17 protein-coding genes are annotated in these 12,695 nt (G+C 65.7%); 11 read left to right on the top strand and 6 right to left on the bottom strand.

Annotated features, from left to right (window positions below; translation table 11 throughout):
* The first annotated feature begins 4 nt into the window (after window positions 1–4).
* Window positions 5–748 (top strand): GTP cyclohydrolase I, encoded by a 744-nt coding sequence (gene folE, locus CJZ78_RS05385; protein ID WP_094559883.1) that lies wholly within the window; start codon window positions 5–7, stop codon window positions 746–748.
* An 18-nt stretch (window positions 749–766) separates the two neighbouring features.
* Here folE and CJZ78_RS05380 read toward each other — a convergent pair whose 3' ends face one another.
* A complete protein-coding gene (locus CJZ78_RS05380) occupies window positions 767–1,294 on the bottom strand; it encodes a hypothetical protein (RefSeq protein WP_233128520.1) in 528 nt (175 codons plus the stop codon).
* A 45-nt stretch (window positions 1,295–1,339) separates the two neighbouring features.
* The gene (locus CJZ78_RS05375) at window positions 1,340–1,990 is read right to left on the bottom strand and encodes a phosphoribosylanthranilate isomerase (protein ID WP_094559881.1); all 651 of its coding nucleotides are present in this window, start codon (window positions 1,988–1,990) and stop codon (window positions 1,340–1,342) included.
* 87 nt (window positions 1,991–2,077) lie between these two features.
* Between CJZ78_RS05375 and CJZ78_RS05370 the strand changes: the two genes are divergently transcribed.
* A complete protein-coding gene (locus CJZ78_RS05370) occupies window positions 2,078–3,337 on the top strand; it encodes a site-2 protease family protein (RefSeq protein WP_094559880.1) in 1,260 nt (419 codons plus the stop codon).
* Here the strand turns inward: CJZ78_RS05370 and CJZ78_RS05365 are convergent.
* Window positions 3,271–4,062, bottom strand: a complete 792-nt coding sequence (locus CJZ78_RS05365; protein ID WP_094559879.1) for a hypothetical protein — start codon at window positions 4,060–4,062, stop codon at window positions 3,271–3,273. The genes CJZ78_RS05370 and CJZ78_RS05365 overlap by 67 nt on opposite strands.
* 17 nt (window positions 4,063–4,079) lie before the next feature.
* Between CJZ78_RS05365 and CJZ78_RS05360 the strand changes: the two genes are divergently transcribed.
* Window positions 4,080–4,847 (top strand): sulfite exporter TauE/SafE family protein, encoded by a 768-nt coding sequence (locus CJZ78_RS05360; RefSeq protein ID WP_198953847.1) that lies wholly within the window; start codon window positions 4,080–4,082, stop codon window positions 4,845–4,847.
* A 2-nt stretch (window positions 4,848–4,849) separates the two neighbouring features.
* Here CJZ78_RS05360 and CJZ78_RS05355 read toward each other — a convergent pair whose 3' ends face one another.
* Complete coding sequence (locus CJZ78_RS05355; RefSeq protein WP_094559969.1) at window positions 4,850–5,323, bottom strand: CRR6 family NdhI maturation factor; 474 nt, start codon at window positions 5,321–5,323, stop codon at window positions 4,850–4,852.
* A 103-nt stretch (window positions 5,324–5,426) separates the two neighbouring features.
* On the opposite strand from CJZ78_RS05355, the gene psaM reads away from it, so the two are divergent.
* The 3 genes from psaM (at window position 5,427) to CJZ78_RS05340 (ending at window position 7,136) form a co-directional block, all read left to right on the top strand.
* Entirely contained in the window at window positions 5,427–5,531 is a 105-nt protein-coding gene (psaM, locus tag CJZ78_RS05350; protein ID WP_094559878.1) for a photosystem I reaction center subunit XII, read from the top strand.
* 206 nt (window positions 5,532–5,737) lie between these two features.
* Window positions 5,738–6,133 (top strand): hypothetical protein, encoded by a 396-nt coding sequence (locus CJZ78_RS05345; RefSeq protein WP_233128519.1) that lies wholly within the window; start codon window positions 5,738–5,740, stop codon window positions 6,131–6,133.
* 28 nt (window positions 6,134–6,161) lie between these two features.
* On the top strand, window positions 6,162–7,136 hold the full coding sequence (locus tag CJZ78_RS05340) for a protochlorophyllide reductase (protein ID WP_094559876.1): 975 nt from the start codon (window positions 6,162–6,164) through the stop codon (window positions 7,134–7,136).
* A gap of 22 nt (window positions 7,137–7,158) precedes the next feature.
* On the opposite strand, the gene CJZ78_RS05335 is transcribed toward CJZ78_RS05340, so the two are convergent.
* Window positions 7,159–7,524 (bottom strand): hypothetical protein, encoded by a 366-nt coding sequence (locus CJZ78_RS05335; protein ID WP_094559968.1) that lies wholly within the window; start codon window positions 7,522–7,524, stop codon window positions 7,159–7,161.
* 329 nt (window positions 7,525–7,853) lie between these two features.
* On the opposite strand from CJZ78_RS05335, the gene CJZ78_RS05330 reads away from it, so the two are divergent.
* Entirely contained in the window at window positions 7,854–8,624 is a 771-nt protein-coding gene (locus CJZ78_RS05330; RefSeq protein WP_094559875.1) for a BMC domain-containing protein, read from the top strand.
* An 8-nt stretch (window positions 8,625–8,632) separates the two neighbouring features.
* On the opposite strand, the gene rdgB is transcribed toward CJZ78_RS05330, so the two are convergent.
* Window positions 8,633–9,214 (bottom strand): RdgB/HAM1 family non-canonical purine NTP pyrophosphatase, encoded by a 582-nt coding sequence (gene rdgB / locus CJZ78_RS05325; protein ID WP_094559874.1) that lies wholly within the window; start codon window positions 9,212–9,214, stop codon window positions 8,633–8,635.
* Window positions 9,215–9,331: 117 nt separating this feature from the next.
* Between rdgB and CJZ78_RS05320 the strand changes: the two genes are divergently transcribed.
* From CJZ78_RS05320 to CJZ78_RS05305, 4 genes are all read left to right on the top strand, one after another.
* The gene (locus tag CJZ78_RS05320; protein WP_094559873.1) at window positions 9,332–10,327 is read left to right on the top strand and encodes a sodium-dependent bicarbonate transport family permease; all 996 of its coding nucleotides are present in this window, start codon (window positions 9,332–9,334) and stop codon (window positions 10,325–10,327) included.
* Window positions 10,328–10,331: 4 nt separating this feature from the next.
* Window positions 10,332–10,613 carry a transcriptional regulator gene (locus tag CJZ78_RS05315; RefSeq protein ID WP_094559872.1) on the top strand — a complete coding sequence of 94 codons (282 nt, stop codon included), beginning with the start codon at window positions 10,332–10,334 and terminating at the stop codon, window positions 10,611–10,613.
* A gap of 196 nt (window positions 10,614–10,809) precedes the next feature.
* Window positions 10,810–11,121, top strand: a complete 312-nt coding sequence (locus CJZ78_RS05310) for a BMC domain-containing protein (RefSeq protein ID WP_094559871.1) — start codon at window positions 10,810–10,812, stop codon at window positions 11,119–11,121.
* A 64-nt stretch (window positions 11,122–11,185) separates the two neighbouring features.
* Window positions 11,186–12,598, top strand: coding sequence for a form I ribulose bisphosphate carboxylase large subunit (locus CJZ78_RS05305; protein WP_094559870.1), 1,413 nt, complete (start codon window positions 11,186–11,188; stop codon window positions 12,596–12,598).
* Window positions 12,599–12,695: the final 97 nt, after the last annotated feature.

Genomic DNA, 12,695 nt, shown 5'->3' with positions numbered 1-12,695 from the left:
CTCCATGACCTCGACCCTGCCTTCAAGTCTTCCCTCCCGCGCAAGTGCCCCGGACGCGGGTCCGTTGCCAGTGAGTCTGCGGATCCGTGAGCGCTTGGATGCAGCAGGTGTGGCGTATCTCGCCAACGACAACATCGCCGAGCATCTCAAGGAGGGCGAGCTCGATCAGCTGGAAATTGAAGTGGCCGGCAAGGTGCGCGAGCTGCTGCGCAGCTTGGTGATCGATATCGACAATGATCACAACACCGAGGAGACGGCCGAGCGGGTTGCCCGGATGTACCTCCACGAAGTGTTCAAGGGCCGTTATCACCACCAGCCCAAGATCGCCAGCTTCCCCAACGTCAAGAAGCTCGACGAGATCTACACCGTTGGACCCATTTCGGTGCGCTCGGCCTGTTCCCACCACTTGGTGCCGATTCTCGGCAATTGCTGGATCGGCATCAAGCCTGGCGATCGGGTCATCGGGCTGTCGAAATTCTCACGGGTGGCTGATTGGGTGTTTTCTCGCCCCCACATCCAAGAAGAAGCGGTGATGATTTTGGCCGATGAGATTGAGCGTCTCTGTGAGCCCCAGGGCCTTGCGATCCTGGTGAAAGCCCAGCACTACTGCATGAAGTGGCGGGGCGTGAAAGAACCCCAAACCAGCATGGTCAATTCCGTGATGCGGGGCGATTTCCGGTTGGATCCCAGCCTCAAGGCTGAGTTCTTCGAGTTGGTCAAGCAGCAGGAAGCGTTGTTGTCCACCTGAGTCTCTGGGCTCTCGCCGTTAAGGAGTCGGCCGCACCGGGCCAAGAGGGGTTGAGGCCTGGCGGTTGGCGCCTCCCTCTGGTGTGGACACCGTCACGACCACCATCACTTCGCTCGAAACGTCCTGGGGCTGGAGCACATAAGTGGGGCCGCTGGCCCCGCTGATCAGCAGCCACTGGCTGGCACCAGGAGTGCGGCGGTACCAGTGGAAGGCCTGCGGCGGCAAGGCGGCCAAGAGGTCGGCAACGGCGGCGGCCTGGAGCACCTGGCCCTGCACCGCCTCTCCCTGCAGCACCAGTTGTTGCAAGCCATCGATCTGCTGCTGCACCGCGCTTTCCTGGGCCAGGTCGGCGCTGATCTGCTGGCGCAGCGCGCTGATCTGGGCCTGGGGATCGGCGCTTACCCCCGGCACGCAGGAGAGCTGACCGTCCACCAGCTGGCAGCCCACCAGGTCCTGGGCCTGCAGGGGCAGCATCAGGGCGGGCGTCGCTGCACCGGCCAGAGCGAGCAGCAGGGGCAGGGGAGCGAAACCAGAGAGGCAGCCCATCATCGCGTCGTGAACACAGCCTGATCTTGGCCGCAAAGGCCGACCTCAGCCAAGTTCTCCCCGAACGGCAGCCACCAGCGCCTGCACCAACGCCAGATCCTTGTCGCCAGGAGCCCGCTCCACACCGCTGGACGCATCCAGCCCCGTGGGCGTCAGCTGGGCCAGCAGCGGCGCCACCCGATCGGCCCGGATGCCCCCCGCCAGCCACCAGGGCAGGGGCGGAGTGAAACCCGCCAGCCACTCGCTGGGAATGCGGTGGCCCGTCCCCCCCAGCTGGTCGGGCACCCAGGCATCCAGGAGCAGGGCATCCACGGCGTGGGCGTAGTCCCACGCCTGTTTCAGGTCGTGGGGGCTGCGGATCCGCAGGGCCTTCCAAACCGTGCAGCCCAGGCTCGCCCGCAGCTGGTGGCAGCGCTCCGGCGTTTCCGAGCCGTGTAGCTGCACCACCCCATGGCCTTGGCCGCCGGCCAGCTCCGCCAGCTGCCGGTCGTCGGGATCGGCCACCACCAACACCCTCTGGCAGAGGGGGGCGGCCGCCTGAACGGCGGCAAACAGGGGTGGCCGTTGGCCTGGCTCCAGGTAGCGCGGTGATCCGGGCACGCCGATCACGCCGATCGCATCGACCCCCAGGCAGGCCACCGCCGCCGCCTGCTCGGGATCCCGCAGGCCGCAAATCTTCAGCAGGGGGGACGTCATGGCTTGGGCGCGTGCCGTTGGGCCTTTCTAGGATTCATGTTCTGACGCTTCGGGCCTGGCCTGGGCAGACACTCGGGTGGAGGGGCCGTGGGAGAGGGCTGGCAGCTGTTCAAGATCAGGGGAATTCCCCTGCGCATTCATCCCAGCTGGTTTGTGATCCTGGCGTTGGCCACTGCCGCCTTCCAGCAGCACTACAGCCTCAGCCTTAAGGATCCGGTTGGCGCGGCAGCGCTCTGGGGCCTGGGCCTGGCGACGGCGGTGCTGTTGTTTGTGTCCGTGCTGCTGCACGAGCTGGGCCATTCCCTGGTGGCCCTGGCCCAGGGGGTGCAGGTGCGCAGCATCACGCTCTTTTTGCTGGGCGGTGTCGCCAGCGTCGAGCGGGAATGCAGCACGGCCATGGGTGCCCTGCTGGTGGCCGCGGCAGGGCCCGCGGTAAGCTTGCTGCTGGGCGGGGCTCTGTTGGCTGGCACCCACACGGCGGACCACGTCTCGCCCTTGCTGGGGGCGATGGTGGCTCAGCTGGGCTCCCTCAACCTGGTGCTGGGCCTGTTCAACCTGCTGCCGGGTCTGCCCCTCGATGGCGGGCTGATCGTCAAGGCTCTGGTGTGGCAGGCCAGCGGCAGCCAGCGGCGGGGTGTGGAGGTTGCCAACAGCTGCGGTCGCCTGCTGTCGCTGCTTGCGATCGGTTTGGGCACGGTGGTGCTGTTGCGGGGCGGCGGCCTCAGTGGCGCCTGGTTGATGCTGCTGGGCTGGTTCGGTTTAGGGGCGTCCCGCAACCAGCGGCAGATGCTGGCCCTGCAGCAAACCCTCAATGCCTTGAAAGTGCGGGATGCGGCGGGGCGACGGTTTCGGGTGCTGGAGGCGGCTGGTCGGCTGCGGGAGCTCAGCCAGATTCGACTCTCCCAGGCCACCGAGGCCGACCAGGACGACTGGCTGCTGGTGTGCGACCGCGGCCGTTGGCAGGGGGTCATCGACGACACGCCACTGCAGCAGCTGCCGGTGCAGCGCTGGGACAGCGACCGCATTGGTGATCACATGCAGCCCCTTTCCAGCCTGCCGGCCATCCGCGAGTCAGCGCCCCTGTGGCAGGCGGTGCAGCAGCTTGAAGACAGCGGTGCCAACCGATTGCTCGTGCTCAGCCCAGCCGGATTGCCCTGCGGCACGATCGAGCGCCCTGAGCTGGGCGAAGCCGTGCTCGCCAAACTGGGCCTGCGCCTACCGGCACCGCTGCTGGCCACGGCTCGGCGCCACGGCACCTATCCCCTGGGCCTGGCTCTGCCTCAGGTGGTGCGCTCGATGCTGGCCTCCGGCGAGGCCAAGGGCGGCGTCGACCCGTTGACCCAATAGGGGGCACGGCCCGCGGCGATGCGGGCCCATTCCGCGGCGCTCAGCGGCAGGGGCACAACCCCAGCGGTGGCCGTGGGCAGAGCTGCCGCCGCGCATTGCTGCAGCAGTGCCTCCAGCTCCCTGGGGTCCAGCGGCAGGTCGGGCAAGGCGGGCGGGTTGGCGCCGAACACCAGCTGCCAGAGCTCGGCGGGTGGCTCCACCAGGATCGAGCCATGCTGCAGCAGGCACCCCTGGCGCCACAGCTGGGCGCTGCCGATTCGCTTGGCTCCTCCGGCATGCACCAGATCGGCGGCGGTGCTGCTGGCGAAGCAGTTGCTGCGTTGCAGGCTGGCGGCCTGACGACCCGGCTCCAGGGGTAGCCCCAGGCTGGCAAAGGCGTCGAGGAGCCAGCCGCAGGCCAGGGCGTAGGCCCGCTGGCGTTGCCGGGGCGCATCGGGCCAGACCAGTGCATAGGTGATCTCCCCGGCATGAAGCACCGCCCGGCCCCCACTCGGTCGGCGCACCAGCTCGATCAGCCCGCCAGCCGCCAGCTCGCCCCAGTGGGGCTCGAGGTGGTGCTGGTGAAATCCAAGCGACAGCGTTGGCCGCTGCCAGCGGTAGAGCCGAAACGCCGGTGCCCGTTGCTCCAGCAGCCACCCATCGATGGCCATCTGCCAGTCGCCCGCCAGGCAGCTGCTGGGCAGGGTGCGCAGGCGGGGTATGGGGGATGCTGAGGAAACCGCCATCGCCCCAGATTGCCCGGATGCTGTGGAGTTTGTTGCCCTATCTGCCCTTGGGCCTGCTGGCGGGGCTGCTCTCGGGGTTGCTGGGCATCGGTGGCGGGTTGGTGTTTGCGCCCCTGTTGTTGCTGGCGGGACTCGATCCGCACCAGGCCCTCGCCACCAGCACCCTGGCGATCGTGCCCACCACCCTGGGCGGCACCTGGACCCACCTCCGCAGCCGCAGTCTCCCGGTCCGGGGCAGCCTGGCGATCGGGCTGGGGGCCTGCCTCGGAGCCGGCCTGTTCAGCCAGATGGGCCTCGGCCTGCAGGGCTGGCACCTGCTCGCCCTGCAGGCCCTGATGTACGGCGTGCTTGCGTTCACGATCCGCCCCCAGTCCGCTCTGGCGGCCGTGGAGACGCCAAACCTCAATCAGCTCGGACTCACCACGGTGGGCTGGGTGGCGGGCTTGGCCACCGGTCTGCTGGGGCTGGGCGGTGGGCTGGTGATGGTGCCCCTGATGGTTCAGGTGCTGCGGGTGCCGATCCACCTGGCGATCCGCTTCAGCACCTTGGCGGTGCTGGTTTCGGCTGCGGTGGCCTCCAGCACGTTTCTGTTCGATGGCCGAGGGGTTCTACCGGTGGGCCTGGCCCTGGGTGCCACCGCCGCCATCGCAGCCCGCTGGTCGGCAGCGCGGCTCGATCGCGTCAGCGATGCCCAGCTGGTGTGGTTGCTGCGGGGTCTCACCCTGCTGCTGGCTGTGGATAGCGGCCGTCGCGCCCTGTTGCTGCTGTTGGGGTCGCCCAGCTGATGTCAGCTCGGGGGCAGCGGCGCCCAAAACTCGGCATCCAGCTCAAAGCCGAGCACGGCAGCCATTTGACCCAATCCCTGGCGGCACTGCAGCCCATGGCTGCGGGCCCAGGCATCCAGGCCGAACAGGCGGTGGGTAATCCACAGCTCCAGGGCTTCGGGGGCAAAGCGAATGCCCTCGGTGCGGCTGAAGTGATGGGGCACCAGCATCGCGACATGGCGGGTGAGTTGACCGCTGCTGCGCTCCAGCACCAGCGGCAGCCAGGGGAGTTCGGCATCGGCCCGCAGCGACCAGAGGCGCAGCTCGGGAATCTCCGAGAGCTCCCGGGGGTCATCGTCGGCCCGCGGCCAGTCGACGTTGAGCGTGAGGCTGCCGGCCTGCTGCACCAGGACGGCAGGGTTGAGTCGGGCCCAGGGCTGCAGGCCGCCCAGATCCAGATTGCGGATTTGCGACGCGGTGATCTCCACGGAATCCATCAAGACAGCAGCCATCAAGAGCTGTGACAGCAGGGCGGGTGAGGCTGGACCGTAGCCACCGCAGGGCAAAGAATGGGGCGCACCCTGTTGCGTTCACAGCCCGATGGTTTCTGCACTCAGCCAGGCCGAAATTCTGATTGCCCTGGTGGTGGCCGCCCATGCGGGCGTGCTGGCCGTTCGTCTGTGCTTCAGTCTTTACAAGGCTTGAGGCATCGCATCCATCCCCTTGGCAAGCGGGGGCTGGGCCGCTAGAAGCGTGCAAGACCTGCCGGGCCCTGCCCCATCGGTGCCAGCATGCCCTCTCCGCCCCCCTCTGCATTCAGGCCGGCTGCATCCAGACCAACTGCGGTCAAGCACGCTGCAGACATGTCCGCTCGGGGAGCTGTTTCACGTGATTCCGCACGAGCAAGCTCCGTGCCACGTGTCTCCAAATCGACGGGATTGGATCGCTCGCCCCCCCCTGTCGCTTCGGGGGGCGAAACGGCTGCATTGCAAGCCCTCTCCACCGAGCGCCAGGAGCTGCTCTGCAGCTTGATTGGCCTTGCCGTGAAGGTGGGATTGGTGGTGGTGGCGGGCGTGAGCCTGGCCCGCCTGGCTTCGGCTTACCAGGAGCGCATGGAGCGGCAGGGTGAGCTCTCCGCCGTGCTCGATCTGGAGCAGGCCAAGTTGTCCAAGGCCCGTGACCGGTTTGATCATTTGTTCATGGTGGAGGGGGAGCAGCGTCTGATCCGCGAGCAAAACCAGTGGATCGCTCCCAACCGCCTGCGGGTGGTGTGGCAAACCCCTGAAGCCAGCCAGCCCACCCCGTAAGTTGGGGCCCGCTGTTTAGACGGGTTTGATGGCGGACGCTGCTGGCGCCGGAACGGTTCTGATCACCGGCACCACCTCAGGGGTTGGGCTGAATGCGGCCAAAGCCCTGGCGGATCGGGGCTGGTTTGTGGTGACGGCCAACCGTGATCCGGTGCGGGCCGCTGCCGCCGCCGAATCCCTGGGCATTCCTTCGTCGCAGCTCAGCCACCTGCGCATCGACCTCGGCGACCTCGACAGTGTGCGCGTGGGGGTGGAAACCCTGGTGGCCTCCCTGGGACGTCCGCTCGATGCCCTGGTGATCAATGCCGCTGTCTACAAGCCTCGGCTCAAGGAACCTGAGCGGTCTCCCCAGGGCTACGAGATTTCGATGGCCACCAACCACCTGGGTCATTTCCTGCTGATTCAGCTGCTGCTGCCGGATCTGCAGCGCTCCAGCCACCCCTCGCGTCGGCTGGTGGTGCTCGGCACCGTCACCGCCAACTCCAAGGAACTGGGCGGCAAGATCCCGATCCCCGCCCCGGCGGACCTCGGCGATCTGGCGGGCTTCAAGGCCGGCTTCAAGGCGCCGATCGCCATGGCCAATGGCAAGCCCTTCAAGCCCGGCAAGGCCTACAAGGACAGCAAGCTCTGCAACATGATCACCACCCAGGAGCTGCACCGCCGGCTGCACGCCTCCACCGGCCTTGTGTTCAGCTCCCTCTATCCGGGCTGCGTGGCCGACACCCCCCTGTTCCGCAATGCTCCCAAGGCCTTCCAGAAGATCTTCCCCTGGTTCCAGAAGAACATCACCGGCGGTTACGTGAGCCAAGCCCTGGCGGGTGAGCGGGTGGCCCAGGTGGTGGCCGACCCCGCCTTCGCCGCGTCTGGGGTGCACTGGAGCTGGGGCAACCGCCAGAAGCAGGGCGGCAAGCAGTTCAGCCAGGAGCTTTCCGACAAGGCCAGCAACCCCGACACCGCCCAGGGGGTGTGGGCCGAATCGATGAAGTTGGTGGGGCTGGCCTGATCCAGCCCCTGACCGGCTCGACTTAGAAGCGGCGACGGAACGCGTCGTCGCTGCGGTTGTCCGTGTCGTCGAGCCGGCTCAGCTTCCACACATTGCGGCTCAGCCGCCGGGCCTTGAGACCACCGCGCTCCACGGCCTCACTGGTGGGCCTGACTCCCAGCAACTGGCTCACGTCCGCCGTTGTCAGGGGGGCGCCGGTTTGCAGGGCCAGCTGGGTGAGCTCGAGGCGCTGCCGCAGGGCGGCCAGATCAGCTTGGCCGCCGTCTTCGGCCTCCGACCAGATCCAGGGCAAGTCCTGCCCCGAGCCGGCCATCTTCTGCATCAGCCCCAAACCAATGAACGCCAGGGCCTGTTCAGGCTTCACCCCCTGGGCGGCCGCCTGGGCCATCCACTCGGGGATCGCGGCGTCGCCAGTGGTGTCGGCGGGGGGCATGGGTTCGGCCTGGGCGGCTTTGGCCCGGCTGCTGGGGCTTGAGTCAGGGGAGTTGGAGGTGGTGCGTCTGGTGGCCATGAACCCGTCCCATCAACGTTGGCTGGACGGTACCGGCTCCATCCCGATGGGCAAGGGGCGGGGGCATCAGGGTTAAGATCCTGCCGCAGCTGAGCCGATGAACGGGCAGTTGCCTGAAGGACACTCCCTTGCCAGCCCGCCAGCCATCGCGTGAAGACCTGGCGACCCGTCGGAGACGGGAGAGTTTGTCGGGCCCTTCAACCGGCATGGGATCAGCGAGGCCGGCTGGTGGATCCCCGCGATCAGGATCCTTGATCACCGGCACCCAGGTCGACTTCGACAGCGATGGGGCCAGCTGCGTGATCACCACCGACAGCGAAGGCTCCCGTCTGGCACGCCAGACCAGCCAGGTGCAGTCGATTGAACTGCGCACCTACGTCTTTCTCGACTCCCTGCAGCCCCAGCTGGCGGCCTACATGGGCACGGTGAGCCAGGGCTTCCTGCCGATCCCTGGCGATGCCTGCCTGTGGCTGGAGGTGTCCCCAGGTATGGCCGTGCACCGGGTCACCGATATCGCCCTCAAGGCCAGCACGGTGCGGCTCGGCCAGATGATTGTGGAGCGGGCTTTCGGCTCGCTGGCGCTCTACCACCGCGACCAGAGCAATGTGCTCCACTCCGGCGATGTGGTGCTGGAAGCCATCGGCAACCGCAAGGAGGACCGCAGCCGCGCCGAGGTGAGCTGGACGGAGATCATCCGGGCGATCACCCCCGACCATGCCGTGCTGATCAACCGCCAGAACCGTCGCGGCTCGATGATTCAGGCGGGTATGAGCATGTTCATTCTCGAAACGGAGCCCGCCGGCTACGTGTTGATTGCTGCCAACGAGGCGGAAAAGGCCTCCAACATCACTGTGGTGGATGTCAAGGCCGTCGGAGCCTTCGGACGTCTCACTCTGGCTGGGAAGGAAGGGGATGTGGAGGAGGCCGCCGCTGCTGCGATGCGGGCTATCTCACACATCAACAGCAGCGCTCGCTGATCCTGCCCTCAGCCGGGAAGCTCCAGCCAGCGGCGCAACTGGGGGGCCAGCTGGCGGGCTGCTTTGCCGCGACTACCAAGCTTGGCCTTGAGGTGGGGCCCCATCTGGGCATAGGAGCTGCCCGCCTCCCGCACATAGAAGATGCTGTCGTAGCCAGGCCCATGCCCCTGGGCTGCGCGCAGGATCTGGCCTCGGCAGATGCCCTCAGCCTCGGCCCGGGTGATGCCGGAGGGGTCGGCCAGCACCATCGCCGAGCGGAAGCTGGCGCCCCGGTAGAGCGAATCGTCCAGTTCCTTCAGCAGCCGGTGGATGCGTTCATGGTCGGTGGGGGCGTAGCGGGCGGAGTAAATGCCAGGGGCGCCGCCCAGGGCATCCACCTCGATGCCGGAATCGTCGGCCAGGGCCCAATGGCCCGTGAGCTGGGCCACGGCTTCAGCTTTGAGCCGCGCATTTTCGAGGTAGGTCGACCCGGTTTCCTCGATCTCAAGCCCCGGTGGCTGGGGCAGCACCTCCAGCTCAACCAGCTCGAGCATGGCGCTGATTTCGGCCACCTTGTGGGGATTGCCGCTGGCGATCACCAAGGTCGGCATCCACAAGGGAGCGGGGACTCCCATTGTGCTGCAAGGGGCGGCGGCGGGCAGGACGCCTACGGTTGCTCCGGGCCTCTCGGAGCCCACCAACGCGCTTGAAGACGGGAGTGTCGGCGGATGGAGTCAAGCCTGATCCTTCAGAACCTGCTCACCCCTCCGGTGCTGTTCTTTTTTCTCGGGGTTGCAGCGGTGTTGGTGGGCTCCGACCTAGAAATCCCAGCACCACTGCCAAAGCTCTTTTCGCTCTATCTCCTGCTTTCGATCGGCTTCAAAGGCGGCTTGGAGCTGCAGCACAGCGGTCTGGGCGGCCAGGTGCTCCCCACGATTGGTGCCGCCGTGGCCATGTCGCTGCTGGTGCCGATCGTCAGCTTTCTGGTGCTGCAGCTGCAGTTTGATGCTTTTAATGCCGCGGCAATTGCCGCCACCTACGGTTCAATCAGTGCGGTCACGTTCATCACCGCCGAAAGCTTTCTGGAAACCCAGAATCAACCTTTTGATGGCTTCATGGTGGCGGCCTTGGCATTGATGGAGTCCCCGGCCATCATCGTTGGCCTGATTCTGGTGAAGCTGGCGGCTCCCCAGAATCGGCCTGGCGCCCAGCCGATGCGCTGGGGTTCGGTGTTGCGCGAAGCCTTCCTGAACAGCTCGGTGTTTCTGCTGGTGGGAAGCCTGGTGATCGGCCTGCTGGTGGCGGCGTATAGCCCAGCCGGCATTGGCAAGATGGAGCCCTTCAGCGACAAGCTCTTCTATGGAGCCCTGACTTTCTTTCTGCTCGACATGGGCATCGTGGCGGCTCAGCGGATCCGGGAACTCCGCGAGGCAGGGGCTTTCCTGATCGCCTTTTCGGTGCTGATGCCCCTTTTCAATGCCCTCCTAGGGGCCTTGATCGTTTGGGGCCTGCAGCTGAGCCCCGGCAATGGCCTGCTGTTTGTGGTGTTGTGTGCCAGCGCCTCTTATATCGCTGTGCCCGCGGCGATGCGGATGACGGTGCCTGAAGCGAATCCCAGTCTCTACATCTCGGCGGCGTTGGGGATCACCTTCCCCTTCAACATCATTTTGGGGATTCCGTTGTACATGCTGCTGGTTAACACCATTCTCTCCGCTCCTGGCTGAATCGATGAAACGTGTGGATCTGATTTTCAGTGAGCGGGAACTCGACGGGGTGCTCAAAGCCATCGACGCTGCCGGGGCGGCGGGCTATTCCGTGATCAAACACGTGAGCGGTCGGGGGCCCCATGGCGCCGTGTCCGATGGGTTGGAGTTCAGCGGACTGGGGGCCAACGCCCACGTGATCGTCTTCTGTGAGGACGCCCTTCTGCCCAAACTGCGCCAAGGCTTGCAACCGCTGCTCAATTACTACGGCGGAGTGGCCTACGTGACCGCCGCCGATCCTCTCTGAGGCGCGTCCCCCAAAACCCTTGCCAGCACTGCACTGGCAAGCATTGCCTAACGTTTTGTGATGCACTGATCAGGCTGCCTTATCTGAAGGCGAGGTAACGGTGATGGGCAGACGGGCCGAAATGGCTTGACGGGAGGTTTGGCTGGCGACCATGGTTGCGAGCGAACATTCCACCCCCCTCCTCCAGGAGCAGGTAATGGCAACTGAAACCATGGGCATCGCCCTCGGCATGATCGAAACCCGGGGTCTGGTCCCCGCGATCGAAGCGGCTGACGCCATGACCAAGGCCGCCGAAGTGCGCCTCATCGGTCGTGAATTCGTCGGCGGCGGTTACGTCACCGTCATGGTGCGTGGCGAAACCGGTGCTGTGAACGCAGCTGTGCGCGCCGGCGCTGATGCATGTGAGCGCGTGGGCGACGGCCTCGTGGCTGCCCACATCATTGCTCGCCCCCACCGCGAAGTTGAGCCTGCTCTGGGCAACGGCAACTACGCCGGTCAAAAGGACTGAGCCGATCGGCGTCTGACGCCCTGATCGATCTCACCCCCTTACCCGCCCCAACCGGAGAAACTCCATGAGCAAGAAGTACGACGCCGGGGTCAAGGAGTACCGCGACACCTATTGGACTCCTGATTACGTTCCCCTCGACACCGACCTGCTGGCCTGCTTCAAATGCACCGGCCAGGAAGGTGTTCCCAAAGAAGAAGTGGCCGCTGCTGTGGCTGCTGAATCCTCCACCGGCACCTGGTCCACCGTGTGGTCCGAGCTCCTCACCGATCTCGACTTCTACAAAGGCCGCTGCTACCGCATCGAAGACGTTCCTGGCGACAAGGACGCCTTCTACGCCTTCATCGCCTATCCCCTCGACCTGTTCGAGGAAGGCTCGATCACCAACGTGCTGACCTCCCTGGTCGGCAACGTGTTCGGCTTTAAGGCCCTGCGCAACCTGCGTCTGGAAGATATCCGCTTCCCGATGGCGTTCATCAAGACCTGCATGGGTCCCCCGAACGGCATCGTGGTCGAGCGCGACCGGATGAACAAGTACGGCCGTCCGCTGCTGGGTTGCACCATCAAGCCGAAGCTCGGCCTGAGCGGTAAGAACTACGGCCGGGTTGTGTACGAGTGCCTCCGCGGTGGTCTTGACTTCACCAAGGACGACGAGAACATCAACTCGCAGCCCTTCCAGCGCTGGCAGAACCGTTTCGAGTTCGTTGCTGAAGCCACCAACCTGGCCCAGCAGGAAACCGGCGAAAAGAAAGGGCACTACCTCAACTGCACCGCCGCAACTCCTGAGGAGATGTATGAGCGCGCTGAGTTCGCCAAGGAACTGGGCCAGCCCATCATCATGCACGACTACATCACCGGGGGCTTCACCGCGAATACCGGTCTGGCCAAGTGGTGCCGTAAGAACGGCATGCTGCTGCACATTCACCGCGCCATGCACGCGGTGATCGACCGTCACCCCAAGCACGGCATCCACTTCCGTGTGCTGGCCAAGTGCCTGCGCCTCTCGGGTGGTGACCAGCTGCACACCGGCACCGTGGTCGGCAAGCTCGAAGGCGACCGTCAGTCGACCCTCGGCTACATCGACCAGCTGCGTGAATCCTTCGTTCCCGAAGATCGCAGCCGCGGCAACTTCTTCGACCAAGACTGGGGTTCCATGGGCGGCGTGTTCGCCGTGGCCTCCGGTGGTATCCACGTCTGGCACATGCCTGCCCTCGTGGCCATCTTTGGCGACGACTCGGTGCTGCAGTTCGGTGGTGGTACCCACGGCCACCCCTGGGGCTCCGCTGCTGGTGCTGCTGCCAACCGTGTGGCTCTTGAGGCCTGCGTCAAGGCCCGTAACGCCGGTCGTGAGATCGAGCGCGAAGGTCGCGACATCCTTCTGGAAGCTGCGAAGCACAGTCCTGAGCTGGCCATCGCCCTGGAGACCTGGAAGGAAATCAAGTTCGAGTTCGACACCGTCGACAAGCTCGACGTCAACTGAAGTCCATCGGTGCAGAAAGGAGGCGTGGTGATTGCCACTCCCCCTTTCTCTCCCGGAACGCTTCAGTGAACGCGATCCGAGCCCTTGCCTTCAGGGT

It is taken from the genome of Synechococcus sp. 8F6 (assembly GCF_002252665.1).
Taxonomy (GTDB): Bacteria; Cyanobacteriota; Cyanobacteriia; order PCC-6307; family Cyanobiaceae; genus Cyanobium_A.
This window is presented reverse-complemented; position numbering and strand designations above follow the sequence as displayed.

Excerpts from the sequence above, each read along its gene's own strand:
- folE (WP_094559883.1), top strand. The coding sequence starts at position 5 with ATGACCTCGACCCTGCCTTCAAGTCTTCCCTCCCGCGCAAGTGCCCCG.
- CJZ78_RS05380 (WP_233128520.1), bottom strand. The coding sequence starts at position 1,294 with ATGGGCTGCCTCTCTGGTTTCGCTCCCCTGCCCCTGCTGCTCGCTCTG.
- CJZ78_RS05375 (WP_094559881.1), bottom strand. The coding sequence starts at position 1,990 with ATGACGTCCCCCCTGCTGAAGATTTGCGGCCTGCGGGATCCCGAGCAG.
- CJZ78_RS05365 (WP_094559879.1), bottom strand. The coding sequence starts at position 4,062 with ATGGCGGTTTCCTCAGCATCCCCCATACCCCGCCTGCGCACCCTGCCC.
- CJZ78_RS05360 (WP_198953847.1), top strand. The coding sequence starts at position 4,080 with ATGCTGTGGAGTTTGTTGCCCTATCTGCCCTTGGGCCTGCTGGCGGGG.
- CJZ78_RS05355 (WP_094559969.1), bottom strand. The coding sequence starts at position 5,323 with ATGGATTCCGTGGAGATCACCGCGTCGCAAATCCGCAATCTGGATCTG.
- psaM (WP_094559878.1), top strand. The coding sequence starts at position 5,427 with ATGGTTTCTGCACTCAGCCAGGCCGAAATTCTGATTGCCCTGGTGGTG.
- CJZ78_RS05340 (WP_094559876.1), top strand. The coding sequence starts at position 6,162 with ATGGCGGACGCTGCTGGCGCCGGAACGGTTCTGATCACCGGCACCACC.
- CJZ78_RS05335 (WP_094559968.1), bottom strand. The coding sequence starts at position 7,524 with ATGGCCCAGGCGGCCGCCCAGGGGGTGAAGCCTGAACAGGCCCTGGCG.
- CJZ78_RS05330 (WP_094559875.1), top strand. The coding sequence starts at position 7,854 with ATGGGATCAGCGAGGCCGGCTGGTGGATCCCCGCGATCAGGATCCTTG.
- rdgB (WP_094559874.1), bottom strand. The coding sequence starts at position 9,214 with ATGCCGACCTTGGTGATCGCCAGCGGCAATCCCCACAAGGTGGCCGAA.
- CJZ78_RS05320 (WP_094559873.1), top strand. The coding sequence starts at position 9,332 with ATGGAGTCAAGCCTGATCCTTCAGAACCTGCTCACCCCTCCGGTGCTG.
- CJZ78_RS05315 (WP_094559872.1), top strand. The coding sequence starts at position 10,332 with ATGAAACGTGTGGATCTGATTTTCAGTGAGCGGGAACTCGACGGGGTG.
- CJZ78_RS05310 (WP_094559871.1), top strand. The coding sequence starts at position 10,810 with ATGGCAACTGAAACCATGGGCATCGCCCTCGGCATGATCGAAACCCGG.
- CJZ78_RS05305 (WP_094559870.1), top strand. The coding sequence starts at position 11,186 with ATGAGCAAGAAGTACGACGCCGGGGTCAAGGAGTACCGCGACACCTAT.